This window comes from Arthrobacter sp. yr096 (assembly GCF_900108925.1).
Lineage (GTDB): Bacteria > Actinomycetota > Actinomycetes > Actinomycetales > Micrococcaceae > Arthrobacter.
Window position 1 is genome coordinate 642,273 of the sequence record NZ_FNYI01000002.1, and the last position, 23,528, is coordinate 665,800.

Below are 23,528 nucleotides of genomic sequence, written 5' to 3' on the forward strand. Positions count from 1 at the left end.
ACAGCTTCGAAGGCCCCAGCACCCGCAGCACCCGCACCCGCACGACCAGCAGCACCACCAGCACCCGCAGCGCCAGCACCCGCACGCGAGCCGCCACTCCCAACCAGCGGCTGCATCACGAGCCCCCGGCCGGTACGATCCGGCGAATCGACGTCAGGTTGGAGTACTTCTCCCAAGCATCCCGGATTTGGATGGTCTGGCCCGGCACGGGAGCATCGATGGCCTTGCCGTTGCCCAGATAGATGGAGATGTGTTCGCCGCCGTAGCTGACCAGGAGGTCGCCAGGCTTGGCCTCCGCCAAGGAAGCGACGGGCGTGCCCTTCTGCATTTGGTCGCTGACTACGCGCGGCAGCTCTACCCCAAGATCCTTGAAGACCCTTTGGACAAAGCCGGAGCAGTCCATGCCCACTGCGGGGTTGGTGCCACCCCAGACGTAGGGCACTCCGATGTACTTTTTGGCCGCTGCCACCACGGCGTCACCCGACACCGCGCCACCGCTGGCTCCGACGGCCGCCGCCCCCGAGGTCGGCGTCGTACTTCCGGCAGCCGGCAGCAGCGACCCCAAGCCCGCAGCACTCAACCCGGACGCCAGCGAAGCGGACGACGACGAGGTCCCCATCGCGCTGCTCAGCGCAGAAGCAAAGGACGCTGCGTCGGCCGCGGACGCGGCGCTGACCGAGGAAGAAGAGGACGAGGCAGCCGAAACACGCGCCCCCTGGGCCAGCTGCTGCAGCGAGGCTTCGATGGTTTGAATCCGCCCAATGGCGTCGGTCATGCTCATGAGGTGGCCTTCCTGTGCCAAGCGGTGGAGGCGATTTCATCCAGGACGCCTTGTTCTGCGCGGAGGGCGGAGGCGGCGTATTCGGCGTCGTGCCGGACTTCGAGCTTCTCAAGCCCCACAGCGCGACGCTTCGCTTCCGTGTATTCGGCGCGGGCCTCGGCAGCATCGGCCTCGGCGCTGGCGGCCAAGGCCTCAAGCTCCGCCAGCATGCTCCGCGAGGACGCGCGCGCGGCGGCGATGGCCAGCAAAGAGGCCGAGTCGCCGGGCCGCCCGGCGGAATCCGCCAATGCTTCGCGGGCTTCGGCCCGACGCACCCGCAACGATGCCGAACGGGAGTTGGCCGCGGCCAACCCGCTTTCCGCGGACTTCTGTTCGGCCTGCCGCAGCCTCAAGAGTCCGGCCAAGGAGAATTGTCGGTTCACGCGGCTCCTTCAAAGTTTCCAAAGTGCGCTGAGAGTCGGGACAGCCCAGCCCAGGACTGGCTGTGGGGAGTCGATTCGCCCATGCCCTGCCGCAGGAACTGGTTGATGGCGCCCTCGTGATCCAAGGCAGCGTCCACCAGCGGGTTGCTGCCGTGCCGGTACGCGCCCACATCGATCAGGTCCTGGGCACCCCGCCGCGCCGCCAGGACCCGCCGGAGCGTGACGGCGAGCGCAGTGTTGTCACGCGCGTTCACTTTGGATGCCACGCGCGACACCGAGCCCAACACGTCAACAGAGGGGAAATGCCCCGTGACGGCGAGTTTGCGGTCCAGGACCACGTGCCCGTCCAGGATGGATCGCGCGGCATCGGCGATGGGTTCGTTGTGGTCGTCACCGTCCACCAGCACGGTGTAGATCCCCGTGACGGAGCCCGTTTCCGCGGTTCCGGCGCGTTCCAGCAGCCGCGCCAGGACAGAAAAGGTGGAGGGCGGGTAGCCGCGTGTGGCGGGCGGCTCGCCTGCGGAGAGGCCGATCTCGCGCTGGGCCATGGCCACGCGGGTCAGGGAGTCCATCATGAGCACCACGTCCTTGCCGGCCTCGCGGAATGACTCGGCGATGCGGGTGGCGGTGACCGCTGCTCGCAGGCGCATGAGGGCTGGTTCGTCGGAGGTGGCAACCACCACCACGGAGCGGGCAAGTCCTTCGGGTCCCAGATCGTCTTCGAGGAATTCGCGGACTTCACGGCCGCGCTCCCCCACCAAGGCGATCACTGACACTTCGGCGTCGGTTCCCCGGGCCACCATGGACAGCAAGGAGGACTTTCCCACGCCTGAGCCGGCGAAGAGGCCCATGCGTTGGCCGCGCCCCAGGGTGGTCATGGTGTCCAGGACGCGCACTCCGGTCTGCAGGGGCGTGTCGATGCGTGCCCTGCTCATGGCCGACGGTGCTTCCTGGTCCAAGGGCACCATGCGGGACACGGGAAGCGGGCCTTTTCCATCGATGGGCCGGCCCAGGGCATCCAGGACCCGTCCGAACAACCCGGCGCCGGTGGGCACCAGCATGGGAGTGCCTTTGGCCCGCGCGGGAGCCCCGGCGGCGACACCCGTCAACCGGCCAAGGGGCATGCACCGCACGGCGCCACTGACCGAGGCCACTACTTCGGCGTCGAGCGTTTCACGGCCCGCGCCGACGGTCACGAGCTCGCCTACGGCACAATCCAGCCCTGCAATTTCCAGTCCCAGGCCCAGCACGGAGGTCACGGTCCCTACCCGCTGCGGGGCGGCGGCAGCCACGGCTGCACGGAAGCGCTCCGTGTGGGGCCTCACGCCCCGGCTCCCAGCAGGGCCTGCTTGGCCCGTTCAAGCGCGGCACCGATTCGCGCGTCGATCCACCCGTTCGGATACTCCCCGACGGCGTCACCCAGGTTCAGCGTGGCATCGGCCTGCAGTTGCACCCCCGCGATGTCTGCTGCGCCGGCGGCCTTCAGAACTTCGAGGTCACGCGGGTGGAGGCGTACCGCGGTGACACGTCCGACGCCGGTGCTGCCGCCACCTTGCGTTCCAAGGGCACGTTCCAGCGCGGCGTGCGCGGTGTTCTCTCCCCGGGCAAGTTCGTAGCCAAGGATTGCTTCGGCAAGCTCCATGGAGCCGGCAGCCAGCACATCCTGCACGTCTGCCACAGCCACTTCCTGGCGCTGCTGCGCCGCGCTGGCTGCCGCCTGCAAAAGCTGGAGCGCCCGCGCCAAAGCCGAGCGCTCGGCGTCGAGCATTTGCTCATGCTCACGCCGCAAGCGCTGTTGGAGTTGGAGCTGCTGGGCCGCGGCGGCTTGCATCCCTGCGGCGTAACCGGCGGCATGGCCTTGAACGAAGGCGCGATCGGGTTCGCCGGACCGGTCGGGCGCGCTGACAGAAGGAAACGTGACGCGGGTGACGTGCTCAGTAGACAAAGTCGTCCTCGTCCCCGCGCCGGACCACAATGGCACCTTCGGCTTCGAGCTCGCGGATGGACCGGACGATCTCAGCCCGGGCTTCCTCAACCTGCGAGGCACGGACGGGACCGGAGGCGGCCATTTCGGATTCGAGGATTTCCAGGTTGCGGCCGGACATGTTGGCGCGGACGGTGTCCAGGACCACTGGCGGGGCACCCTTCATGGCCACGGCCAGGACGTTGGCGCTGACCCCGCGGAGGATTTGCTGGATGTCCCGCGGCTCCAGCTTCACGATGTCCACGAAGGTGAGCATCCGCGCGCGAACCTCGGTGGCGAGCTCCGGATCCAGCGTGCCCAAACCATCCAGGACGGAGCGTTCAGTGTTGACGTCGGAGCGGTTGATGATGTCCACCAACGGCTGTATGCCGCCGACGACCTCGTTGGATTTCCGTTGCGACATCACAGCACCAGCCCGGACCTTGAGTGTCTCAGCCACGATGCCCACCGCTTCCGGAGACGCCGAGCCCATGGTGGCGATGCACCGGGCAACCTCGATCCGTTGCACGTCTCCCAGTCCGGACATCACTGCTGAAGCCTTGCCCGGCCGCAGGTGGGCGAGGATCAGTGCGATGGTTTGCGGCAGCTCACCGTCGATCAGCGCCAGGATCTGGCCGGGGTCCATCATTTCCAGGAACTCGAAGGATTTTCCGGCCATGGTGGACGCCAGGCGGTCCATGAAACCGGCGGCCTTGTCAGCACCGAACGACGCTTCAAGAAGTCCGACGGCGAATTCCTGGCCGCCGCGGGCCGTGCGGCGGCCGCTGACGGCCAGTCCGTGGAACTCGTTGATGACGTGGTCTGCCACCACCGACGACACGCGGCGGAGCCGAACGATCTCGGCGGCGATGTCCTCCGCTTCGGATTCGGAGAACTGCGCCATCACGGCGGCGGCACTGCTTGGGCTCATCTGCATGAGCACCACCGCTACCTTCTGGACTCCGTTCAAGGCTGAGGCTTCCGGGACGGCATGGCTCATACGGATTGCCTTTCATCCATGAGTCCGCGCAGATATTCGGCTGTGCGGGCAGGGTTGTCCGCTACCATGGCCTCGATTTGCGCTCGCTTCAGTTCGCCGTCCAAAGCGTCCGAGCCCGGGAGCGGCAACGCGGGTGTGGGCTGGATGGGAGCCGGGGGCTGGATGGAGGTCAGTTCGATGGCGGTGGTGGCCGGCCCGGTCAAGGCCGGGGTGGGGATGCCTTCCGGGAGGGCGTCGTAGGGATCCCGCTCGCCAAGGTCCACGGGCTCCCGCCGCTGGCGACGCTTCAAGGTAATGAGCACCGCGACGATCAAGGCGATGGCGGCCAGCATGATGCTGCCGGCGAGGATGAGCGTGTTCATCAGCGCAGCGTCCTTGGCAGCTTCCGCGTCTGCTTGGGCGGCGCCCAGGGCTTCAGCGGCTTTGTCTGCGGCTGCTGTGCTGAACGGCAGCACTTCCACCGTGACGACGTCGCCCCGCTCTGCATTGATCCCGGCCGCTGAGGTGACCAGGGCGCGCACCGAATCCACGTTGACGCCGCCTGCCGCGGCCTGGTTGATGGCCACGGAGATGGTCTGGCGTTTCACGGCGCCTTGCGGGATGGTGCGGTCTTCAGTGACCTTGTTGACGGCGTTGTTCTTGGTGGTATCGCTGGAATCGTAGCTTCCGTTGCCGTCGGTGCCGCCCGGGACTGCGATGTTGTCCGGGCCGAGGACGCCCGCAGCTCCGCCGCCGGTTCCGGTGTACTTTTCGGTTTTGGTGGACTCACTCAGGGCCGGGGTGTCTGCGGCGGGCGTGAAGGTTTCGCTGCGCTGCTGGGCGGATTCAGCGGTAACGTCTGCGGCGACGGCCACTGTTGCATTGCCGGGTCCCACCACGCTGTCCAGGACTGCACGGACGGCGTCGGAGGTGCGTTGTTGGTAGTCGGAGGCCTGCTTTGATGAAGATCCGGTGGCACCGCCGCCCACCGTGGAGAGGACGTTTCCTTGCGAATCGACCACGGAGACATTGGTGGGCTTCAGGTTTTCGATGGCCGCAGATGTCAGGTGCACAATGGCCTGCACCTTGTCAGAAGAGAGTGTTGTGCCGGGCTGGGTTTCCACGAACACGGAGGCCGTGGCCTCCGGTGCAGTGTCCACGAACACGGACTTCTCAGGGATCGCGAGCCTGACAGCGGCGCTCTTGACGCCCTCCATGGCCTGGACCGTGGTGCTCAGTTCACCTTCCAGGGCACGCTTGTAGGTGACCGACTGCTGGAATTCGGAGGACGTGACACCCAGTTTGTCCAGCAACGAATATCCGGTGGCAGCAGCTGACGGGAGTCCGGCGGCGGCGGCCTTGAGCCGTTCGTCGTAGACCTTGTCCTCCGGGACCAGGATGGTGGACCCACCGTTGCTCAGCTCGTAGGGGATGTTGTCCTTGCGGAGCTGCTCCACGATGCTGTTGGCGTCCGTGTCCTTCAACCCGGAAAACAGCGGCGAGTAGGCAGGCTTCCCCAACCAGGCCGTCAGCGCGACGCCGCCAAGAACCAGCACGGCCACACCCAGGATCGCGAGGGTCCGTTGGGCGGGCGAAAAAGCTTGGACTCCGCTGCCAAGTTTGCGGAAGAACTGGGTAATCCCGGGTGGCATCAGGCCTGCATCCTCATGATCTCGTTGAACGCGTCAATACCCTTGTTCCGGACGGCGGCCACCAGTTCAAAGGTGACCTGTGCGCGCGTCGAGGCAAGGGTGGCTTTGTGGATGTCATCCAGATTGCCGGTGACCGCGGATACCGCCAGTTCCTTGGACGTTGATTGCAAGGACTGCAAATTGTCGACGGCGCCTGTCAGCGCGGCGCCAAAGTCGCCGCCTGTGGTGGCCGCTTGGGAAGCCCCGACGCTCCCCGTGCCGACGTAGCCGGTGCCTGTGACACCCTGGATCGCTTCAAGGGGGCCCAAAGCCATCAGGATTTTCCTATCTCGAGGGCGGCCAGGTACGTTTCGCGTGCCCGATCCACCACCTGGGCGTTGGCCTGGTAGCCACGCTGGGCGATGATCAGCGTGCCCATCTGCTCAGCCATGTCGATGTCCGGGTAGCGCACATTGCCGTCCGCGTCAGCCAGGGGGTGGTCCGGCTGGTAGACGATCCGGCCTTCTCCGTCCCCGAGGGGTGTGCTCTTGACGTAGACACCATCACCGTTGTTCCCTTCGGCCGCCTCCACATAGCGTGCGCGGAAGGCCTCGCCATCGGTGCGGGAGGCGTTGTTCATGTTGGCGAGGTTGTCCGAGACCGCATCCAGCCATTTGCGGTGGACAGTCAGCGCGGAGCCCGCGATTCCTATGGCATCGAACGTCATCAGTTGGTCCTCAGCGCGGTGCGAAGGGAGGTAAATTCTCCGGCTGCGGCCCTCGAGGCGAACTGGTAGCGCAGCACGGTGTCGATGTTGGAGAGGGTTTCGGTATCCAGGTTGACGTTGTTTCCGTCGGTCCGGGTTGGCTCATCGGACGGGGAGATCGTGGCATTCACGTTGCCATCGCCGGAACGCACAGAGGCCGCCAACTGATCCTCAAAGGAGACCCTTTTGGCGTGGTAGTTGGGTGTATTCACATTCGCGATGTTGTTGGCAATGGTCCGCTGGCGCAAGGAAAGCGCGTCCAAGGCGCTGGCCAAGGCGGCGGAAGTCACGGATTCAAGCACAAAGTCCTGCCTGGTGGTGTCGTAAGGCCAATCCGTGGCCATGCATCGAGCGATCCCTGCTCAGGAACAGCTATCGGCCAGGTACCACACCACGTTAGGAAAATCAGCGGACTAATTTTGCAAACGTTGTGCGCACTTAATTTTCTGCCGTTGCGTGGCCCGATCTGCGCCCCTTCCCGGGGATTTGGCACGCATACCAGGCCTCACAAGCCGTCCGTCGGCGCAGCCTTGTGGTCCACGCTTGCCGTCAGCTCGTCGATCCGGTCCAGGGCGTTGCTCAGCCGGCTGACGGTGTCCCACAGATGCGGGTGGTCTTTCCGGACCTCCTCCAGGTCGGCGCCGGCAGAGGTGAGCGATGAGAGGTCGAAACTGACATTGGTGCGGGCCCCGGCTATCGCTGCCCGCAATGCTCCACAAGCCACCACCACGTCCGCAATCAGCGCCGGGTTGCCATGGGAGGCAAGCCACGACAGGTCCTTTATGGCTTCGATCGCCCGCTCGCCCAGCACGGCAGAGGCCTTCGCGGCGGCAACGGATGCACGATGAATCGCGTCGTCCCGCTCGGGCCCCGGATCAAGCCGAAAGGCGGCACCGAATGCTGTGGAGGCCTCGGCGTCCTGGTCAGCCAACGTGAGCGCAGTTTCGCGCAGCGCCCGCGCCCGTGCGTGAACGTCTGCCAACCCGGCATGGCCACCCTCCGTGTACCCCGCCACCATGGACGTCAGGGACGCGGCGATGGCCAGCATCACCCCTGTCCCCGCACCGCCGCCCGGGGACCCAGTGGATTCGGCAAGGGCCCGCGTCCACTCCTCAACTGTGGATCGCCGCGTAGAAACCTTCCCCGCATCATTCATGCCACCCAGTGTGCCCGGGATTCCCAGGCCGCGCAGATTTTCGTGTGGATACACTGGCCAGACCTACGGTGTCGAAAGAAAAGGGCAAACCCATGACCATTGACCTCGAAGAGCTTTACAAGGACCTGCACACGAACCCTGAGCTCTCCTTCCAGGAAGTCCGGACCGCCGGGATCGCCGCGGGGCACCTTGAGAACCTGGGCTTCGCCGTGCACCGCAGTGTGGGAAAGACCGGAGTGGTGGGTGTCCTGGAAAACGGCCCTGGTCCGGTGGTCATGCTCCGCGCTGACATGGATGCCTTGCCCGTCAAGGAATCAACGGGCCTGGACTACGCCAGCACGGCTGTCGGCGTCGATCATGACGGCAAGGACGTTCCGGTGATGCACGCTTGCGGGCACGACGTCCATGTGACGTGCCTGGTTGGCGCAGTCGAAACGCTGGCCACGCACCGCAACGAGTGGCAGGGCACCCTGATCGCCGTCTTCCAGCCGGCTGAAGAATGGGGTGGCGGCGCGCAAACCATGGTCTCCGACGGTCTTTATGACCGGGTGCCCACACCAGACGTCGTCCTGGGGCAGCACGTGGCACCCTTCCCCGCCGGATGGTTTGGCGTCCGCTCCGGTGTCACCATGGCATCGGCAGATTCCCTGAACATCACCTTGCACGGCCAAGGCGGCCACGGGTCCCGGCCCGAAACCACCGTGGATCCTGTGCTCATGGCCGCGGCAGCCACTGTTCGTTTGCAGGGCATCGTTTCCCGTGAACTCGCAGCCAGTGATTCCGCCGTGGTGACCGTTGGGCAAATCCATTCCGGGACCAAGAACAACATCATCCCGGAAACGGCGACGCTGGGGCTCAGCGTGCGTTCCTTCAACAATGCCACCCGGGACAAGATCCTTGGCTCCATCGAACGGATCGTCCAGAGCGAAGCGACCGCCTCAGGAGCACCCAAAGAACCGGAGTTCCACTACGAGGAGCATTTCCCGCTGACAGTCAACGACGCCCCGGCTGCCGACAGGATTGCCGCAGCATTCAAGGCCAAGTTTGGCCACAACCAAGTGATCGATCCCGGCCCCGTCTCCGGCAGCGAGGACGTCGGAGCCCTGGCCACGGCGGCCGGCGCTCCTTTGGTGTTCTGGTTCCTGGGTGGGGCTGACCCTGCCCTCTTCCAGGAGTGGGCCACCACCGGCCGGCTCCCGGAGGACATCCCTTCCAACCACTCGCCCTACTTCGCTCCGGTCATCCGGCCCACCCTGGCCAAAGGATCGGAAGCGTTGGTGACGGCAGCGCGGGAATTCCTCGGGAGCACCGGCACGAGCTAACCGCGTACGTCCAGCAACAGCGGCCGGGCCAAGGCCGCGCCCGACGGCACGGCGTCGATGGCACCAAGCTGCGTGCCGGCGTCGTGCCTTGCGCGTTTAAGGATGGCCACGGCGTCCGCCTGGGCGTCCAGAACGCGCCGGGCACGGTCGGCCAGCGCCGCAGGCAGGGGGCCAGCGTCCATAGGGGGCGTCCACGGCGGGACGATGCCACCGGAAACGGCCAAGGCGATGTCCCGTTCAAAGCCGTCCAATATTGCGGACCACGTGTCAGGCGACACCGAGGGCCCTGCCGCTGGCAACAGGAACGGAAGCAGGAACAGCAGCGGCAGGCGCATCGGCCGGCAACTGTGCTGCGGCCTCATGCCAGCCCTGCCGCAGTGGTTCAAGGAGCTCGATGCATTCCTTGGTCCGCTCCACATCGCGGTAGATGTTGGCACCAATCAGGGCTTCCATGGAGTAGTCGTAGATGCTCGCCAGTGAGGCCGCCCCGTCCCAGGCATCGGTCCGCAACGTGGACCGCAGCTCGGCGACGATCGCTTGGGCGTGCAACAAGTTTTCCCGCGCAACGTCCCAGTTGCCGTTCTCCTGCGCCAGCTGGGCGCGCTTGAGGTCCAGCAGGAGCCGGTCGTACAGCATGGTGAGCAGCCGCGCCGGAGGAGCAGACAGGACGGCGTCATCGTTGTACCGGGAGAGTTGCTGGGCGCGGAGTGCACTGTAGGTCATGGCTTATTCTCCTGTGGACTGCTTCGAGAGACTGGAAATCTGACCGGACAGCCACGCCGACTGGGATTGGAGCCCACCCAGCATCACTTCCATGTTGGTGTACACGGCCTGGAGGGTGGCGCGGCGGGTCACCAGGCGCTGGTCCCAGTCGGCGATCCTGTTACCCAGGTCCCGGACCTCGGATTCGCGGCCCTTGATCAACCCGGAGACGGACCCGCTGTAGGGGTCGGCGGCGGCCTTGGCGGCGTCCGCAACACGGGCGGCTAGCCCTTGCACGGCAGCCTGCGCGGCGGCCGGGTCCGCGGCGAGAGCTTTGGAGAACTTCTCCGCGTCGAAAGTGAAGTCGCCCGCTTTGGTGATATTGATTCCGTACTCGGCGGGCGACTTCCCGTTGATGGGACGCGACAACGCGGCAAGAACTTGATCGTTGACGGCGCGAACGGTGCTGTTGCCCGTGAAGATACCCGCTTTGGGCACGGTGGCGCCCTTGGCGTCGGTGGTCTTGGACACTGCCGTGTAGATGGCAATGAAACCCAGGACGTCGTTGACGGACTTGACCAGGTCTTCGGCCTTCTTGGTAATGCCGGGGACGTCGCTTGCCACCGTGATGGTCACCGGGCCGGCGGATACGGCCGTAGCCGTCACTGATACGCCCGGGAGCACGTCCGCGAAGGTGTTGGTCCCTGACGTCAGTACCTGGGCGGCCGGCGTCCCTGCATACAGTGTGGCTTTGGCGTCCTGGGCGGACTTCACGACGGCGGCGCCCGGGTCCGCCATCAGATCCTCCGCAGTGCCTGCGGTGACTTGGGCGGCGGTTCCCCGGTAAACGGTGAAAGCACCAGCCTCGCCGGGGGCGGTGGCCGTCAGTTGCAGGCGGTACGAGCCGTTGCCTGCGGGGACTTTGACGGCTTGGGCCCCGCCGGACGCGGCGTTGATTGCCGAAACCACGTCATCCAAGGAAGTGCTCGCTGGCGCAATTTCGGTCTTCTTACCCGTGGAATCGACAATCGTGAGCCGGGCGGGGGCGCCGCCGCCATCCGTAGGCCAGGAGGACATTCCCGCCGTGACGTTGACCTGGGTCTGGGCCAACTGCGTAACGGTCAACTCGATCGATCCGGCAGCGGCCGTCGTCGTGGTTTTCGCTGTGATGGAGGGTGAGCTGCTGGTGGCCGTGAAGAGGTTCAGGGCGCCTGCGGCGGCGTTGCCGGAGGCCAGGTCCTTCAATGCGGTGAGCTTTGTGTTGAAGGACTGCAGCGTGGAAATGATGGTCTGGTTGGACGCCAGCTTGGTCTTGAGCTGGGTTTGCGGCAGGGCTTCGACGGACATCAGCGAGTTGATGATCGCGGTGGTGTTCAGGCCGCTGGCGAGGCCGTCGATGGCAGTTGCCACGGGTGTCCCTTCCGGATGATGTGTACTACGAAAATGTCCGACGCCGGCCGGCCGGTTTTATGGGGCCCGGCCGGCCGTCGTCGATTAATGCGGTCAGTCAACTCATGCGGTTAATTGCTGTGAAGGCTTAGCGCAGGAGGGACAGAACGCCCTGGCCGGACTGGTTGGCCTGTGCCAGCATTGCCGTACCGGCCTGGGACAGGATGTTGGCCTTGGTGTACTTGACCATTTCAGCTGCCATGTCCGTGTCCGCGATGCGGGACTGGGCTGCCTGGAGGTTTTCACCTGAGACGTTCAGCGTCTTGATCGCGTGGTCCAGACGGTTCTGGTTTGCGCCAAGGTCCGAACGCTGTGCCGACACAGCCGTGATCGCAGCGTCGATAGCCGTGATGGTGGTCTGCGCAGCGGCGTTGGTGGTCACGTCGAAGCCCGTGGCGCCGGTGGCCGAGGACAGGGTGCCGGCAGCCGTTGCGACGTCGCCGAGGTTCACGGCGATGGTGTCGTTGGCCGTACCAGCGGTGCCAACCTGGATGTTCTTGGAACCACCCTTGAGCAGGTCGATGCCGTTGAAGTTGGTGGACTGCGTGATGCGGTCCAGCTCCTTGCCCAGCGAATCGGCTTCATCCTTGATCGCGTCACGTGCTGCCGTGTTGTTGGTGTCGGATGCACCCTGGACTGCGAGGTCGCGCATGCGCTGCAGTACGGAGTGAACCTCGCCGAGGGCACCTTCAGTGGTCTGGATGAGGCTGATGCCGTCCTGGGCGTTGCGTGCGGCAACCGCGGAGCCGCTCACCTGGGACTTGAGGCCTTCCGAGATGGCAAGGCCGGCTGCGTCGTCTGCAGCACGGTTGATGCGCAGGCCGCTGGAGAGCTTCTCCATCGACTTGGACAGGGTGTCCTGCGTGGCGTTCAGGTTGCGGTACGCGTTGTTCGCCATCAGGTTGTTGTTGATCTGCATGCCCATGAAAATTTCCTCCGTGATGTGGACTTACTGTGCGGCAGCCCATCCGTGGGCCGCCATACCCCACTATCGACGGCCCCCTGCGGACCCGTTAGGAAAAATTCAAAGGAAAAGAATCCGCGCTTTACGGGGCCATGCCGCCTAACGACGGACCACGAACGGCCGATAGCTAAAGGGGAGTTGGCGGGAGGTACGCCATCACAACCGCACCCATTCCGACCAGAACTGGAGTTGACCCCCGTGGCCATCCATGAACTGTCAGCCCTGCTGTGGCGCGAGCGCGAACTTCTTGATCTCCTGACCTTCAAGCTCGAAGAAGAGCAACTGCTGTTGACCGCCGGCAAGTCCCGATGGTTGCCGCACGGTACCCGGGAAGTGGAACAGGTCCTGGACCGGGTGTCCAAAGCCGGGCTCGCCCGTGCCGTCGAGATCGCGGCAGTGGCGGAGCAGTGGGGCGTCTCGGCGGACTCCTCACTGGCTGAGCTGGCCGCGGCCGCACCGGATCCTGCCTGGGCTGAGGTCCTTTCGTCCCACGTGTCGGCCATGCGTCAGCAGACCGCAGCCATCAAGGAACTTCGCGATGCCAACGAGCAATTCCTGCGCGCAGCAGTCCGCTCCACCCAGGAAACCCTCGCCGACCTGAAGCCAGCAGCCGGCACGTACGACTCCCATGGCCGGACCGGGGAATCGTCGGCCGCCCACCTCGTCGACCGGCAATTCTGACCCGGCGGTTGGACCAGCAAAGGACATTTACGTGAGCACTTTCGGCGGACTCAACACGGCTTACCGTGGACTCACCGCAGCCCAGCAAGCCATTAACCTGGCCGGGCAAAACATCGCCAACGCCACCACCGCCGGCTACACCCGGCAACGGCTGGAGCAGTCTGCCATCGGCGCGCCCCGTCCGGTGGGCCTCAACCCGGCCGCCGGTCAAGCCGGTCAGGGCGTCTCCATTGACGGGATCGCGCGGCTGGGCAGCAGTTTCCTCGACGCCGGGGTCCGCAACACTGCGGCCCAGTCCGGCTTCGCAGGGATCCGGTCCACCGAATTGCAACGACTTGAGGATGCCCTGCAGGAACCCGGGCCACACGGAATTTCGACGGCGTTGCAAACCTTTTGGGCGTCATGGCAGGGAGTCTCCAACCACCCGGGCGAATCCGCTCCGGCGTCGGTCCTGCTGGAAGCGGCCACCACGCTCAGCGCAACTGTGTCCGCGGGCTATAACGCCTTGGATGCGCAGTGGTCCCGCGTCCGGGGTGAGGCGTCAGCCACCGTCGATGAGCTCAACGCCGTGGCCGGTCGTGTTGCGGACCTCAATGCAACCATCCGTTCCGTGCTGGCTTCCGGTGGCTCCGCCAACGAACTCATCGACACCAGGAACCAGATGACCGAGGCCATCGCAGCATTGGCTGGTGGAACTGTCCGCGAAAACGCCGACGGCACCGCTGACGTGCTGGTCGGGGGAAACGCCTTGGTCTCCGGGACCTCGCACCGGGAACTGAAACTGGCGGGCCAAACCTCCATGAGTACGGCCGGGCAGCCGGTACAGCTGGAGTGGGCGGACCGCCCGGGCGTCGCAGTAAACCTCGACGGCGGACAACTCGCCGGAGCGGTGTCGCTCCTGGCCCCCGCGGCCGCCGGAAGCAAGGGAGCAGGAACGGGCGGAGCCATCGCTGAAGCAGCAGCCGCGTACAACGCCTTTGCCACTCAACTGATGAATGACGTCAATGCCGTCCACCGCACGGGGCAGTCCTCCAGTGGAGTGGGTAACCTGGATTTCTTCACCAGCACGCCCGGAGTTCCCGTAGCGCTTTCACTCCGCGTGGTTCCCACCAGCGCCGCCGGAATCGCCACAGGCGCCGCCGGTTCAGGGTCCCTGGACGGCAGCATTGCAGACGCCCTAGCCCAGATCGGTTCCGGCCCGGGCGCCCCTGACACGTTCTGGGGAGGGGTGGTGGCCGGTATTGGTATGGCGTCCCGGTCAGCCCAGCAGCACTCCCAGTTGTCGGACGCGGCGAGCGTCGCCGCCGTCGGGCAGCGTTCCTCAGGTGCGTCCGTCAGCCTGGACGAAGAAAACGTTGCTTTGCTCGCCAGCCAGCATGCCTACCAAGCGGCGGCCCGCGTCATGACGGCCATCGACGAGGCCCTGGATGTCCTGATTAACCGCACCGGATTGGTGGGAAGGTAAACCGTGCTCAATCGCGTCACCAACCAGATGATGTCCGCTTCCGCGCAGAGGAACCTCCAGTCGGCACAGTCCCGGCTCGCCGAGCTGCAGGAACGCGCCATGACATTGAAGAACATCAGCCGCCCATCGGACGATCCCGCAGGTGCGGCCCAAGCCATCGCAATGCGCGCACAACTGAGCGCCGCCACGCAGTACGGCTCCAACATCAGCGACGGCAACGGTTGGCTGGCCGCCGCAGACACCGCTTTGGGGCAATCCACCAACATCCTCAACCGCGTGCGGGACCTGGTGGTCCAATCGTCCAACGGAACGCTCAACGGCACCGCCAAGGAAGCGATCGCCGTCGAGATCGAAGGCTTGGGCAAGGACCTCCTCACGCAGGCAAACACGCAGTATCTGGGCCGCAACGTCTTCGCCGGCAGCTCGGACACGGTGGGCGCCTTCACCAACACCACTCCCCCGTCCTTCCTCGGGTCGGGCGGCGGCTCGGTGGAACGTCGTGTGGATTCGGCGCGGACAGTCCGGGTGGATTCCGACGGCGGCGCGATCTTTGGCGACGGCGCCGGCTCCGTCTTCGCTTTGGTGAGTGACGTCGTCGCCGATATCCGCTCCGGCGCCGATCCCAGCGCGCGGCTGGCCGCGATCGGCGATCGCATCAAAGCAGTGATCGACGGCAGGTCCGACGTCGGGATGCGGCAGACCCGGCTGGGCCAAGCCCAGGACTCGCTGGAAGGGATGAAGGCTACGCTGGAAACCCAGAGGGCCCGCGTCGAGGACACGGACCTGGGAAAGGCGGTTATGGATTTGAAATTGCAGGAAACCAACTATCAGGTGGCGCTTGCCGTCACGGCCAAGGTGCTCCAGCCAACGCTCATGGACTTCCTCCGATGAGCACGGCATTGGCGTTCGACACCCTGACGTTTGCCTCACCCATGCCCGGTTTGGAGTCCGCTGAGGGCTTCTCCCTGCGCGAGGTCGCAGGCGCGGAAGGTTTGTATGCGTTGGAGATTGTCCAGCCGCGTGTACGTATGTTCGTGGCAAATGCGGCTGTATACGTGCCTGACTATGCGCCCAACATTCCTGCCTCTGCGCTCGAAGTGCTTGGCCTTGACGCTGTCTCGGAGGTGACGGTGTTGGTGGTGGTCAACCCGACGCCGGAGAAAACCACGGTTAATCTCATGGCACCCATCCTGCTAAACCCGGTGGACGGCGTCTGCGTCCAGGCGATCCTGGATGGAGCCAGGTTCCCGTTGCGGGCAGAGCTGCACTAGCCTCTTTCGGAACGGGGAAAGGCGCTGCACATGCAGCGCCTTTCGTGGTGTCGGTCCAGTCCGGGTTGTGCCTAGACTTTCTCGCGGATGCGGTCGATCTTCGGTTCGGAAACCTCAAATTCCCTGCGACGACGCGCCAGGAAAGTCCACAGTGTTCCTTCTGTCTGCGGACGCTTCCCTGCGGGTGCTTCATCTTTGCTTGCATCAGACGTGTGCGTCTCGGGCTTGCGCGCGGAGTCCTTCTTCGTGCGCCGCTCAAAGTCGTCATAGTACGCGTAGCACATACCAACCTCCTTCAAGGGCTGTCCTTTAATGGTCCTCGCCTTTGGGCGCCACGTCGACTGTTAATTGGTCAGCTGTACCTGCTGGTTGGTCAGCTGTACCTGCGCCCGCCCAACCAGCTCACCATCGCAGGATCCCGGTGGTCGAAGAAGAGGCTGGCGCCGGTGTCGAGGGCCGCGATCAGGCCCATTTGTTCTTCAGTCAACGTGAAATCGAAGACGTCCAGGTTTTGCGCCATCCGCTCGGGCCGGACGGACTTTGGAATGACAACCACGTCCCGTTGGATCAGCCAGCGGAGCACCACCTGTGCCACAGACTTACCGTGTTCCTCTGCGATGGCACTGAGGACCGGGTCGGTGAAGAGGTTGTTGCGGCCTTCAGCGAACGGTCCCCAGGATTCGATCTGGACGCCACGTTCCATCATGAGGTTTTGATCGGAAGCGCGCTGGTGGAAGGGGTGCGTTTCGATCTGGTTGACCGCGGGGACGATCTCGTTGTGGTCGATGAGGTCAACCAAACGGTCCGGGTGGAAATTGGAAACGCCGATTGCCCGGGCCCGGCCTTCCTTGTTGATCTCCTGCATGGCCCTCCACTCGCTGTAGTAGTCGCCCAGCGGCTGGTGGATCAGGTACAGGTCCAGGTAATCCATTCCAAGCCGGTGGAGCGAGTTGTCGAAAGCGCGCCTGGTGTCCTCCTGGACGTTGCCCGTGGGTGCGTGCTGGATCCAGAGCTTGGTGGTGACGAAGAGTTCCCCGCGTGGTATTCCGCTGGCTTTGATCGCTGCGCCGACCGCCGCCTCGTTGCCATAGGAAGCGGCAGTATCCAGGTGGCGATATCCTGCCGCGAGCGCAGCTTCGACGGCTGCCTGCGTCTCTTCATCGGGGATCTGGAAGACGCCAAATCCCAGGATGGGCATCTCGACGCCGTTGTTCAGGGTGACGTTGTGCATGGGTTTTCCTTCGGAGGTTCGTTTGCTGTAGAGGGCTGGCTTTAGACGAAGGCTTGTGAAGTTGCTGTGGTGTACTCGGCGTCGCTGACAGGCTCCAACCACGTGGCACTCTCACCGTTCAGGTGTTCCACCAGAGCTAGATGGGACATCAGGCTGTCCGGTAATGCGCCATGCCAGTGCTCCTCCCCTGCCGGTGTGTGGACCGTGTCTCCGGGGCGCATCGCGATCACCGCGCCATCCCGGGTCACCACCACTCCGGAGCCCTGGGTGCAGTGCAGGGTTTGACCCACAGGGTGCGAATGCCAGTTGGTGCGGGCGCCGGGCGTGAAGTGCACCAGCGCGGAGACCAGGCTGGAGGGCGATTCGCCTGAATGAAGAGGACTCACATAAACGCGGCCCGTGAATCGTTCCGTCGGGGCTATGGCTGTGGGGGCAACTGGTACAAGTTCCATGCATTCAACACAACCAGCCTTCGGGCGCGCGTGGGAGTGCCTGCTGTGAGGTGTACTGGCAGTTCCTGTTAGAGCCTTGCCGGGCGTCGTAGCGTAGACCCATGGACAACAACAAAGACGTCCGCGATTTCCTCATGAGCCGGAGGGCGCGGATCACTCCCGCGCAGGCCGGGCTGAATGCCTTCAGCGGTACACGCCGGGTGGCCGGGCTCAAGCGCGAGGAAGTTGCGATGCTGAGTGGGGTGAGCACCGAATATTATGCCCGCCTCGAACGTGGCAACCTTCGCGGAGTTTCAGACTCTGTCCTTGATTCGTTGGCCCGTGCCTTGCAGCTCGACGAGGCAGAACGGGCCCATTTGCTGGACCTCGCCAAGGCAGCCGCACCGTCGCGGCCATCGGGCGGGCGCACGCCTCGAGCCGTGGTTCGGCCCAGTATCGAGCGGATACTGGCCGGAATGACCAGCACTCCGGCCTACGTCCGGAACGCCAAGATGGAAATCGTTGCGGCGAACAACCTCTGCTTGGCCCTGTACACCGGTATCCTCAGCCCCGCCACCATGCCGCTGAATTTGGCTCGATTCATGTTCCTGGACCCGCGTTCCAAGGATTTCTTTGTGGAATGGGAAGCTATCGCCGACGACTTTGCCGCCGCCCTCCGCGTGGAGTCAGGCCGCCGGCCCCGCGACCGGTACCTGAACGGACTGATCGGCGACCTCGCAGCCGGCAGCACCGAGTTCTCCACCCGTTGGGCACGTCACAACGTTCACTTCCACAGAACAGCCCGAAAGACCTTACGAAACCCGCTGGTAGGCGAGATCGAGCTGACGGGTGACGCCCTGGAGCTCCCCGGGGAAGGCCTCACCGTCATTGCCTACACAGCCGAGCCTGGAAGCCACGCCGAGGAACAGCTGGCATTCCTGGCCAGCTGGACTGCAGACCGGGTGTTCACGCAGAACACGGAGCTGCGGTCCAGCGGGCCCTCATCGTGATACGGCCGACAGCCGCGCTGCCTCAACAGCCAGCCTTGTCTCCTCGGTCATGAGATCGGCATTGATAACCGCTCCCGCCATGACACCTGATGCAGCAGAGGCCATCACTTGACCCGTGAGGTCGGTGACATTCCCCGCAGCATAGACACCCGGTACGGACGTCGCCCCGCCTTGGGGATTCACTACGACGTGGTGCCCAACGCCCATTGGGTGTTCCGCTGTGGGAACCCCCAGTGATTCCAGCACAGCGGACCGTGCCTCCATTCGAGGCCCGGCTACGACAGCTTCCACGGGAATGACCTTCCCGGATTCCAGGACAACTCCGCTCAACGCGTCGTCAGTCACCTCCAAGGACAACACTTTGCCGTCCACCACGGTGATGGAACGGGCAGCCAGTTGTTCCCATTCTTCTTCAGTCGGCTCCACAACATCGTTCAGGAACAGGGTGATGTCAGGGCTCCACTGGCGGAACAGCAGCGTTTGGTGCAGCGCCATGGGAACCGATCCCAGGATTCCGATTGCCTTGTTCCGGACTTCCCACCCGTGGCAATACGGGCAGTGGAGAACGTCGCGGCCCCAGCGTTCGCGAAGACCTTCCACGTCGGGCAGTTTGTCCACCAGCCCTGTGGTGACCAGTAGACGGCGCGCAACTACGGTCGTCCCATCTGCCAAGTCCACCTCGAAGGAAGGTTCCGAGCCAAACATTGGTGCCGCCGTCGAACGTGCCCCAACGGCCACGCCGTCCACAATGTCCGCACCGTACTGACGAGCCTCCGTGCGTCCGAGTGCCAGCAGTTCCCTGGGATTGATTCCGTCCCGGGACAGGAAACCGTGCACCCCTGCCGCTGGCGCATTCCGAGGTTCGCCGGCGTCGATCACCAGAACGGAACGCATGGCCCGCCCCAGCGTAACCGCTGCACTTAACCCAGCGGCGCCACCTCCGACGATAACGGCGTCGTATTCCTTTGCCATCCGGGTGTTGCCCTGTTCAGTCACTGTGCCTCCATAGGTCTCCAGCGGCGGTCCGCCGCTTCTTCCATGGTTGGACACCACCAGCTTCATCAGCAAGAAAATTTGCCGGTATGGCAAACTGGACGGATGGCTACAGATTTCAGCACCATGCTCGACGCCGTAGGTCCCCGCTTGCGCGCGATGCGGACTCAACGCAATGTAACGCTCGCGGAAGCGTCCGAAGCAACGGGGATTTCGGTCAGCACACTGTCCAGACTGGAGTCAGGGCAGCGCAAACCCACGCTGGAACTCCTGCTCCCGATCGCGCGGCTCCACCAAGTCCCGCTCGAGGAACTCATCGATGCTCCGGCGACCGGCGATCCCCGCATCCACCTCAAGCCGCACGTTCACGAGTGGGGTACCGCCCTCCCCCTTACGCGCCGGCCCGGCGGAATACAGGCATTCAAGATGGTCCTGAAGAGTGGCACAGGCAAAGAGATCCCGCAGCCCCAGTCGCACGAGGGGTACGACTGGATGTATATCCTCAACGGGAAGCTGCGCCTGGTGCTGGGCGAGAACGACTTCATCCTCAAACCGGGCGAGGTGGCGGAATTCGATACCCGGACGCCGCACTGGTTTGCCAGCGCCACGGCAGAGCCAGTGGAGCTCCTTACCCTTTTTGGCCAGCAAGGCGAGCGACTCCATGTCCGGGCCAGGCCCAAGCGTGAAGCTTAGGAGGCCAGCCATTCACGCGCACTTCGCCGCGCTGTTCCCGCGTCCAGCTCAGGTTGGTTGATCTCGGCCCACACCTCATCAAGGGAGAGACCCAGGACATCGGCGATCGCGGCAACGGTGGGAAAAGCGGGGGTCGCCACACGGCCGGACTCGATTTTCCGGAGAGTTTCCGGCGAGACGCGGGCATCCAAGGCAGTCTCCAACATGGAGCGCTCACCCCTGGCGCGGCGCAAAAGAGCACCGAGGCGTTGTCCACGCTCGGCCTCTGCGGGAGTAAGCGGCAGCCTGACCATGGCTCCAATTGTAATACCGGGATAATATGGCCGGGATAGTTATTGGTCATACATGAGAGAAAGGTGCCGCATGATCGAGATCCTGAGCCCCGCCGAGCTGGTCCGCGCGAAGGAAGCGGGGGCCCTGGTCGCCAACATTTTGCACACACTGAAGGGCCGCACCACCGTGGGCACAAACCTCCTGGACATCGACCAGTGGGCAAAGTCCATGATCCTCGAAGCGGGAGCAGTGTCCTGCTATGTCGACTACGCCCCCTCCTTCGGCCGTGGACCGTTTGGCCACTACATCTGCACAGGCGTCAATGATGCTGTGCTGCACGGGCTGCCCCGCGACTACACGCTGGCCGACGGCAATCTGCTGACACTCGACCTCGCAGTCTCCCTCCGAGGAGTCGCAGCCGACTCGGCCATCAGCTTCATCGTGGGCGAAACAAGGCCGGCCGAGAGCGTAGCAATGATCGACGTGACGGAACGCGCCCTGCGCGCCGGAATCGCAGCTGCCCGGCCCGGCGCCCGGATCGGAGACCTCTCCTACGCCATCGGCTCAGTCCTGAGTGAGGCGGGATACCCCGTCAACACCGAGTTCGGCGGACACGGCATCGGCTCCACCATGCACCAGGATCCCCACGTACCTAACATGGGACGGCCCGGCCGCGGCTACAAACTGCGCCCCGGATTGCTGCTGGCACTGGAGCCCTGGGTCATGGCCGACACCGCCGAACTGGTGACCGATGCCGACGGATGGACACTCCGAAGCGTGACAGGTTGCCGGACAGCCCACAGCGAGCACACCATCGCCATCACCCACGACGGCGCCGAGATTCTCACCCTGCCCACACTCGTCTAGGTAGGTGCCGACGCACATCTCTGACGCCACGGCCAGCGGGCACCCAACGCTTGGCCACGACCCTCATGGTCTGGATCTACACGAGAGCTCGTGCCTTGGTATCTACGCGAAGGCTCGCACTCTGGATCTACACGAGGCTCGCGCTTTGCGATCTACACGAAGGCTCACGCTCTGCGATCTACACGAAGGCTCGTGCCCTGGGATCTACACGAGGGTAAGGTTCTGCCGTTCCATCGGAGGAGGATCAGAATCGGGCTTCGGCCTGATCTGTGTCGTTGGCGAACCAAGCGCCTCACCAACATCGCTCGATTCACCCACTTGGCCTCGACTGAGATTCCGCCCCACGGCTAGATCCAAGCCCACGGCACCATCCAGGGCCACGGCACCATCCAGGGCCGTAGCTCGACCCAAGCGCGTGGCACTCGCCAGCCGTACGACTTCCTCCTCAGCCGCTGGACGATCTTTTCCCGGCAGGGGTGGGGCTTTGGATGTGTAGGTGTGGCCGGTGGGTGTTCGGATTTCGAGGGTGTGGTTGTCCTCGTGGAGTGGTTTCGCGGTCCAGCGGGGGTTTTCTTTGGTGTGGTTGCAGGCTTCGCAGAGGCCGGCGCCGTTGGCCAGGGTGGTAACCCCGCCTGTGTGCCAGGGGATGATGTGGTCGATGTGGCGGATGGGCGCGTCGCAGTACGGGGTGCGGCAGGTATCGTCCCGGGTTTGAATGAAGCGTCTGAGTCGTGGTGGGAAGAGCCGGGCTTTGGAGTCCATGCTTAGCAGCTCGCCCGTTCCGGGTGCTGTGTAGAGCCGGCGCAGCCACACGGTGAACTCATCAACCTGCGCACCCGTGGCTTGAAACCCAAGCCTTGGTTCCTGCACTCCCGCACGCTCCTGCCTGTTTGGGGTCTGGTTGGTGGTGCAGAGGAGTGTTCTGGCCCATTCGGCGGGGACGATTCCGTAGCCTTTGAGGCGGGCTGGTTCACTGTCGCCTTGAAAGAAGGTGCGGTCGGTCATGACGAGGTCCAGGTTGATCCCGGCGATCCCGCCGGGTGTGCCGGTGGTGCGTTCGATGAGGGTGTCGGCCATGACCTGCCCACGGCTGCGGGGATCGCCCGTGGACCGGGCGGTGTCGGCGGCCCGGGTGAGCGCAGCATACGCGGCCACGCCTTGGGCGACGGGCAGCAGCGCGGTCAGGTAGGTCATGGTGTCCGGTGCCGGGCGCAGACTGACCGTGCGTTCGTTCGCGGCGTGGCTCGCCCGCTGCGCGACGGAGCGTGGGTCACGCCGGTACGCGGCAGCTTTCACGGCCGCGATGATGGACCGGTCACCTTTGCCGTCGAACGTTCCGGTGTCGGGAGCGAGCTCGTCATCCACCGCGCACCGGTCCTCCACAGACAAACACGCCGTCTCTTTCACCAGCAGCGTGGCGCGCCACTCGTTGAGCTGGCCCGATTCCAGGGCGGCCAGGGTGCGGGGCATCTCCACCACCAACGCTTTCGCCAGGCCGAGCAGCCGGGAGCCCCGGTTCGGGGATTCCCGCCGCGCCAACGCCACCTGAGCGCCCACACCCCGGCCACGCTCAGACACAGGCACACCCGCCGCAGCGTGTTCCTGCCGTTGCGCAAGATCAAAGGCAACAGCTATCCGCGCCTGCAAACCCGTAATAGCGGACTTCAGATCCTCCAACCCTCGGAGCTGATCGATCAGCTCCCCGCTGACGGTACCGAGACGGACGGCACCCAAGAGGGCAATGAGATCAGAAACCCGGGGTCCGGAGTCGTCCGGCGACGCCCTTGGGGCATGAGCGAGCGCCGTGCCTGACGGCGTCTGCGTGGCTCGAATTTGCTCCATGCCCCAACTCTTCCAGCCGGCACGCCGCACTATCAGCCCCAAACATCACTATGTGGAAAACAGGCTCAAAGTGGACAACCAACCTAAGGAGCTGAGGCAGCTCACCTCACTCAGCTTCTGGACTGTCGGCAAAGTGCCGAGACCCCACACCTCGCGACCATGCAGTCCCCATCCAGTGCACCGCCCACCGCCGGCCCCGCTCCACCCGGCACTTTCGCTCGCGCCGCCGCACAGGCGGAGGGGGCGTGGCGGAACGCCAGTGGTGCACTGCAGCCTGAGCCGTTTCGTCCCAGCGCACCGCACCCGCCGCCCTCGCACCGCGCCGCCCCCGCTCCACCCGGCACCCTCGCTCGCGCCGCTGGACAGCAGAGCGGGCCGCAGCCCCATGCGGTTTCGTCCACTCAGTGCACCGCCCACCGCCGGCCCCGCTCCACCCGGCACCTCGCTCGCGCCACTGGACAGCAGAGCGGGCCGCAGCCCCACGCGGTTTCGTCCACTCAGTGCGCCGCCCACCACCGGCCCCGCACCGCACCGCCCTCGCTCCACCCGGCACCCTCGCTCGCGCCGCTGCACAGCGGAGCGGGCATGGCGGTGCGCGCTGCAGCCCCGAGCCATGTCGTCCCAGGGCGCCACTGA

General features: G+C 64.8%; 27 protein-coding genes and 1 pseudogene. 8 read left to right on the plus strand and 20 right to left on the minus strand.

What is annotated here, in order from left to right; all coding sequences use genetic code 11:
* Window positions 1-115: 115 nt before the first annotated feature.
* The 10 genes from BMY91_RS23585 to BMY91_RS07735 form a co-directional block, all read right to left on the minus strand.
* Window positions 116-781, minus strand: a complete 666-nt coding sequence (locus tag BMY91_RS23585; protein WP_090820518.1) for a C40 family peptidase — start codon at window positions 779-781, stop codon at window positions 116-118.
* The gene (locus tag BMY91_RS07695) at window positions 778-1,203 is read right to left on the minus strand and encodes a flagellar FliJ family protein (RefSeq protein WP_090820521.1); all 426 of its coding nucleotides are present in this window, start codon (window positions 1,201-1,203) and stop codon (window positions 778-780) included. The genes BMY91_RS23585 and BMY91_RS07695 overlap by 4 nt, the downstream gene beginning before the upstream one ends.
* On the minus strand, window positions 1,200-2,528 hold the full coding sequence (locus BMY91_RS07700) for a FliI/YscN family ATPase (protein ID WP_090820523.1): 1,329 nt from the start codon (window positions 2,526-2,528) through the stop codon (window positions 1,200-1,202). Before BMY91_RS07700 ends, BMY91_RS07695 begins: the two co-directional genes overlap by 4 nt.
* Window positions 2,525-3,148, minus strand: a complete 624-nt coding sequence (locus BMY91_RS07705; protein WP_090820525.1) for a FliH/SctL family protein — start codon at window positions 3,146-3,148, stop codon at window positions 2,525-2,527. Before BMY91_RS07705 ends, BMY91_RS07700 begins: the two co-directional genes overlap by 4 nt.
* The gene (gene fliG, locus BMY91_RS07710) at window positions 3,138-4,166 is read right to left on the minus strand and encodes a flagellar motor switch protein FliG (protein WP_090820526.1); all 1,029 of its coding nucleotides are present in this window, start codon (window positions 4,164-4,166) and stop codon (window positions 3,138-3,140) included. Before fliG ends, BMY91_RS07705 begins: the two co-directional genes overlap by 11 nt.
* The gene (gene fliF / locus BMY91_RS07715) at window positions 4,163-5,797 is read right to left on the minus strand and encodes a flagellar basal-body MS-ring/collar protein FliF (protein WP_090820528.1); all 1,635 of its coding nucleotides are present in this window, start codon (window positions 5,795-5,797) and stop codon (window positions 4,163-4,165) included. The genes fliG and fliF overlap by 4 nt, the downstream gene beginning before the upstream one ends.
* Window positions 5,797-6,111 (minus strand): flagellar hook-basal body complex protein FliE, encoded by a 315-nt coding sequence (locus BMY91_RS07720; protein ID WP_090820530.1) that lies wholly within the window; start codon window positions 6,109-6,111, stop codon window positions 5,797-5,799. Before BMY91_RS07720 ends, fliF begins: the two co-directional genes overlap by 1 nt.
* Window positions 6,111-6,503, minus strand: a complete 393-nt coding sequence (locus tag BMY91_RS07725) for a flagellar basal body rod protein FlgC (protein ID WP_090820532.1) — start codon at window positions 6,501-6,503, stop codon at window positions 6,111-6,113. The genes BMY91_RS07720 and BMY91_RS07725 overlap by 1 nt, the downstream gene beginning before the upstream one ends.
* Window positions 6,503-6,844, minus strand: coding sequence for a flagellar basal body rod protein FlgB (gene flgB, locus BMY91_RS07730; protein ID WP_090820720.1), 342 nt, complete (start codon window positions 6,842-6,844; stop codon window positions 6,503-6,505). The genes BMY91_RS07725 and flgB overlap by 1 nt, the downstream gene beginning before the upstream one ends.
* 203 nt (window positions 6,845-7,047) lie before the next feature.
* On the minus strand, window positions 7,048-7,698 hold the full coding sequence (locus BMY91_RS07735; RefSeq protein ID WP_090820722.1) for a cyclodeaminase/cyclohydrolase family protein: 651 nt from the start codon (window positions 7,696-7,698) through the stop codon (window positions 7,048-7,050).
* A gap of 92 nt (window positions 7,699-7,790) precedes the next feature.
* Here BMY91_RS07735 and BMY91_RS07740 point away from each other — a divergent pair, with 92 nt between their 5' ends.
* Window positions 7,791-9,020: an amidohydrolase gene (locus BMY91_RS07740; RefSeq protein ID WP_090820534.1), complete on the plus strand. Its 1,230-nt coding sequence runs from the start codon at window positions 7,791-7,793 to the stop codon at window positions 9,018-9,020.
* On the opposite strand, the gene BMY91_RS07745 is transcribed toward BMY91_RS07740, so the two are convergent.
* From BMY91_RS07745 to BMY91_RS07760, 4 genes are all read right to left on the minus strand, one after another.
* On the minus strand, window positions 9,017-9,298 hold the full coding sequence (locus BMY91_RS07745; RefSeq protein ID WP_090820536.1) for a hypothetical protein: 282 nt from the start codon (window positions 9,296-9,298) through the stop codon (window positions 9,017-9,019). The genes BMY91_RS07740 and BMY91_RS07745 overlap by 4 nt on opposite strands.
* Window positions 9,288-9,743, minus strand: a complete 456-nt coding sequence (fliS, locus tag BMY91_RS07750; RefSeq protein WP_090820538.1) for a flagellar export chaperone FliS — start codon at window positions 9,741-9,743, stop codon at window positions 9,288-9,290. Before fliS ends, BMY91_RS07745 begins: the two co-directional genes overlap by 11 nt.
* 3 nt (window positions 9,744-9,746) lie before the next feature.
* Window positions 9,747-11,132, minus strand: coding sequence for a flagellar filament capping protein FliD (gene fliD, locus BMY91_RS07755; RefSeq protein WP_090820540.1), 1,386 nt, complete (start codon window positions 11,130-11,132; stop codon window positions 9,747-9,749).
* Window positions 11,133-11,259: 127 nt separating this feature from the next.
* Entirely contained in the window at window positions 11,260-12,096 is an 837-nt protein-coding gene (locus tag BMY91_RS07760) for a flagellin N-terminal helical domain-containing protein (RefSeq protein ID WP_254779604.1), read from the minus strand.
* Window positions 12,097-12,333: 237 nt separating this feature from the next.
* Between BMY91_RS07760 and BMY91_RS07765 the strand changes: the two genes are divergently transcribed.
* From BMY91_RS07765 to BMY91_RS07780, 4 genes are read left to right on the plus strand one after another with little or no spacing between them, the layout of a single operon-like run.
* Complete coding sequence (locus BMY91_RS07765) at window positions 12,334-12,816, plus strand: flagellar protein FlgN (RefSeq protein WP_090820542.1); 483 nt, start codon at window positions 12,334-12,336, stop codon at window positions 12,814-12,816.
* Window positions 12,817-12,847: 31 nt separating this feature from the next.
* Window positions 12,848-14,281 (plus strand): flagellar hook-associated protein FlgK, encoded by a 1,434-nt coding sequence (gene flgK / locus BMY91_RS07770; protein ID WP_090820543.1) that lies wholly within the window; start codon window positions 12,848-12,850, stop codon window positions 14,279-14,281.
* 3 nt (window positions 14,282-14,284) lie between these two features.
* Window positions 14,285-15,172 carry a flagellar hook-associated protein FlgL gene (gene flgL / locus BMY91_RS07775; protein ID WP_090820544.1) on the plus strand — a complete coding sequence of 296 codons (888 nt, stop codon included), beginning with the start codon at window positions 14,285-14,287 and terminating at the stop codon, window positions 15,170-15,172.
* Complete coding sequence (locus BMY91_RS07780; RefSeq protein ID WP_090820546.1) at window positions 15,169-15,552, plus strand: flagellar assembly protein FliW; 384 nt, start codon at window positions 15,169-15,171, stop codon at window positions 15,550-15,552. The genes flgL and BMY91_RS07780 overlap by 4 nt, the downstream gene beginning before the upstream one ends.
* A gap of 71 nt (window positions 15,553-15,623) precedes the next feature.
* Here BMY91_RS07780 and BMY91_RS07785 read toward each other — a convergent pair whose 3' ends face one another.
* From BMY91_RS07785 to BMY91_RS07795, 3 genes are all read right to left on the minus strand, one after another.
* Window positions 15,624-15,836, minus strand: a complete 213-nt coding sequence (locus BMY91_RS07785) for a hypothetical protein (RefSeq protein ID WP_090820548.1) — start codon at window positions 15,834-15,836, stop codon at window positions 15,624-15,626.
* Between the two features lie 89 nt (window positions 15,837-15,925).
* Window positions 15,926-16,783 carry an aldo/keto reductase gene (locus tag BMY91_RS07790; protein WP_090820550.1) on the minus strand — a complete coding sequence of 286 codons (858 nt, stop codon included), beginning with the start codon at window positions 16,781-16,783 and terminating at the stop codon, window positions 15,926-15,928.
* 41 nt (window positions 16,784-16,824) lie between these two features.
* Window positions 16,825-17,235, minus strand: coding sequence for a (R)-mandelonitrile lyase (locus BMY91_RS07795; protein ID WP_090820552.1), 411 nt, complete (start codon window positions 17,233-17,235; stop codon window positions 16,825-16,827).
* 101 nt (window positions 17,236-17,336) lie between these two features.
* On the opposite strand from BMY91_RS07795, the gene BMY91_RS07800 reads away from it, so the two are divergent.
* Window positions 17,337-18,224, plus strand: coding sequence for a helix-turn-helix transcriptional regulator (locus BMY91_RS07800; protein ID WP_090820554.1), 888 nt, complete (start codon window positions 17,337-17,339; stop codon window positions 18,222-18,224).
* Here BMY91_RS07800 and BMY91_RS07805 read toward each other — a convergent pair.
* Entirely contained in the window at window positions 18,216-19,196 is a 981-nt protein-coding gene (locus BMY91_RS07805) for an NAD(P)/FAD-dependent oxidoreductase (RefSeq protein WP_090820725.1), read from the minus strand. The two genes, BMY91_RS07800 and BMY91_RS07805, sit on opposite strands and share 9 nt — an antisense overlap.
* A gap of 126 nt (window positions 19,197-19,322) precedes the next feature.
* Between BMY91_RS07805 and BMY91_RS07810 the strand changes: the two genes are divergently transcribed.
* A complete protein-coding gene (locus tag BMY91_RS07810) occupies window positions 19,323-19,910 on the plus strand; it encodes a helix-turn-helix domain-containing protein (protein WP_090820556.1) in 588 nt (195 codons plus the stop codon).
* Here BMY91_RS07810 and BMY91_RS07815 read toward each other — a convergent pair.
* Window positions 19,907-20,203, minus strand: a complete 297-nt coding sequence (locus BMY91_RS07815; protein WP_090820558.1) for a helix-turn-helix domain-containing protein — start codon at window positions 20,201-20,203, stop codon at window positions 19,907-19,909. The genes BMY91_RS07810 and BMY91_RS07815 overlap by 4 nt on opposite strands.
* A gap of 70 nt (window positions 20,204-20,273) precedes the next feature.
* On the opposite strand from BMY91_RS07815, the gene map reads away from it, so the two are divergent.
* Entirely contained in the window at window positions 20,274-21,050 is a 777-nt protein-coding gene (map, locus tag BMY91_RS07820) for a type I methionyl aminopeptidase (RefSeq protein WP_090820560.1), read from the plus strand.
* Window positions 21,051-21,515: 465 nt separating this feature from the next.
* On the opposite strand, the pseudogene BMY91_RS07825 reads toward map, so the two are convergent.
* Window positions 21,516-22,892, minus strand: a pseudogene (locus BMY91_RS07825) (HNH endonuclease); the annotation flags it as partial.
* Window positions 22,893-23,528: the final 636 nt, after the last annotated feature.

Bases quoted from the DNA above. Each gene is read 5' to 3' on its own strand.
- fliS (WP_090820538.1), bottom strand. From the start codon at position 9,743: ATGACCTACAGTGCACTCCGCGCCCAGCAACTCTCCCGGTACAACGAT.
- BMY91_RS07740 (WP_090820534.1), top strand. From the start codon at position 7,791: ATGACCATTGACCTCGAAGAGCTTTACAAGGACCTGCACACGAACCCT.
- fliG (WP_090820526.1), bottom strand. From the start codon at position 4,166: ATGAGCCATGCCGTCCCGGAAGCCTCAGCCTTGAACGGAGTCCAGAAG.
- BMY91_RS07805 (WP_090820725.1), bottom strand. From the start codon at position 19,196: ATGGCAAAGGAATACGACGCCGTTATCGTCGGAGGTGGCGCCGCTGGG.
- BMY91_RS07790 (WP_090820550.1), bottom strand. From the start codon at position 16,783: ATGCACAACGTCACCCTGAACAACGGCGTCGAGATGCCCATCCTGGGA.
- BMY91_RS07735 (WP_090820722.1), bottom strand. From the start codon at position 7,698: ATGAATGATGCGGGGAAGGTTTCTACGCGGCGATCCACAGTTGAGGAG.
- BMY91_RS23585 (WP_090820518.1), bottom strand. From the start codon at position 781: ATGAGCATGACCGACGCCATTGGGCGGATTCAAACCATCGAAGCCTCG.
- BMY91_RS07800 (WP_090820554.1), top strand. From the start codon at position 17,337: ATGGACAACAACAAAGACGTCCGCGATTTCCTCATGAGCCGGAGGGCG.
- BMY91_RS07725 (WP_090820532.1), bottom strand. From the start codon at position 6,503: ATGACGTTCGATGCCATAGGAATCGCGGGCTCCGCGCTGACTGTCCAC.
- BMY91_RS07795 (WP_090820552.1), bottom strand. From the start codon at position 17,235: ATGGAACTTGTACCAGTTGCCCCCACAGCCATAGCCCCGACGGAACGA.
- BMY91_RS07780 (WP_090820546.1), top strand. From the start codon at position 15,169: ATGAGCACGGCATTGGCGTTCGACACCCTGACGTTTGCCTCACCCATG.
- BMY91_RS07785 (WP_090820548.1), bottom strand. From the start codon at position 15,836: ATGTGCTACGCGTACTATGACGACTTTGAGCGGCGCACGAAGAAGGAC.
- map (WP_090820560.1), top strand. From the start codon at position 20,274: ATGATCGAGATCCTGAGCCCCGCCGAGCTGGTCCGCGCGAAGGAAGCG.
- BMY91_RS07810 (WP_090820556.1), top strand. From the start codon at position 19,323: ATGGCTACAGATTTCAGCACCATGCTCGACGCCGTAGGTCCCCGCTTG.
- fliF (WP_090820528.1), bottom strand. From the start codon at position 5,797: ATGCCACCCGGGATTACCCAGTTCTTCCGCAAACTTGGCAGCGGAGTC.
- BMY91_RS07760 (WP_254779604.1), bottom strand. From the start codon at position 12,096: ATGGGCATGCAGATCAACAACAACCTGATGGCGAACAACGCGTACCGC.
- BMY91_RS07815 (WP_090820558.1), bottom strand. From the start codon at position 20,203: ATGGTCAGGCTGCCGCTTACTCCCGCAGAGGCCGAGCGTGGACAACGC.
- BMY91_RS07720 (WP_090820530.1), bottom strand. From the start codon at position 6,111: ATGGCTTTGGGCCCCCTTGAAGCGATCCAGGGTGTCACAGGCACCGGC.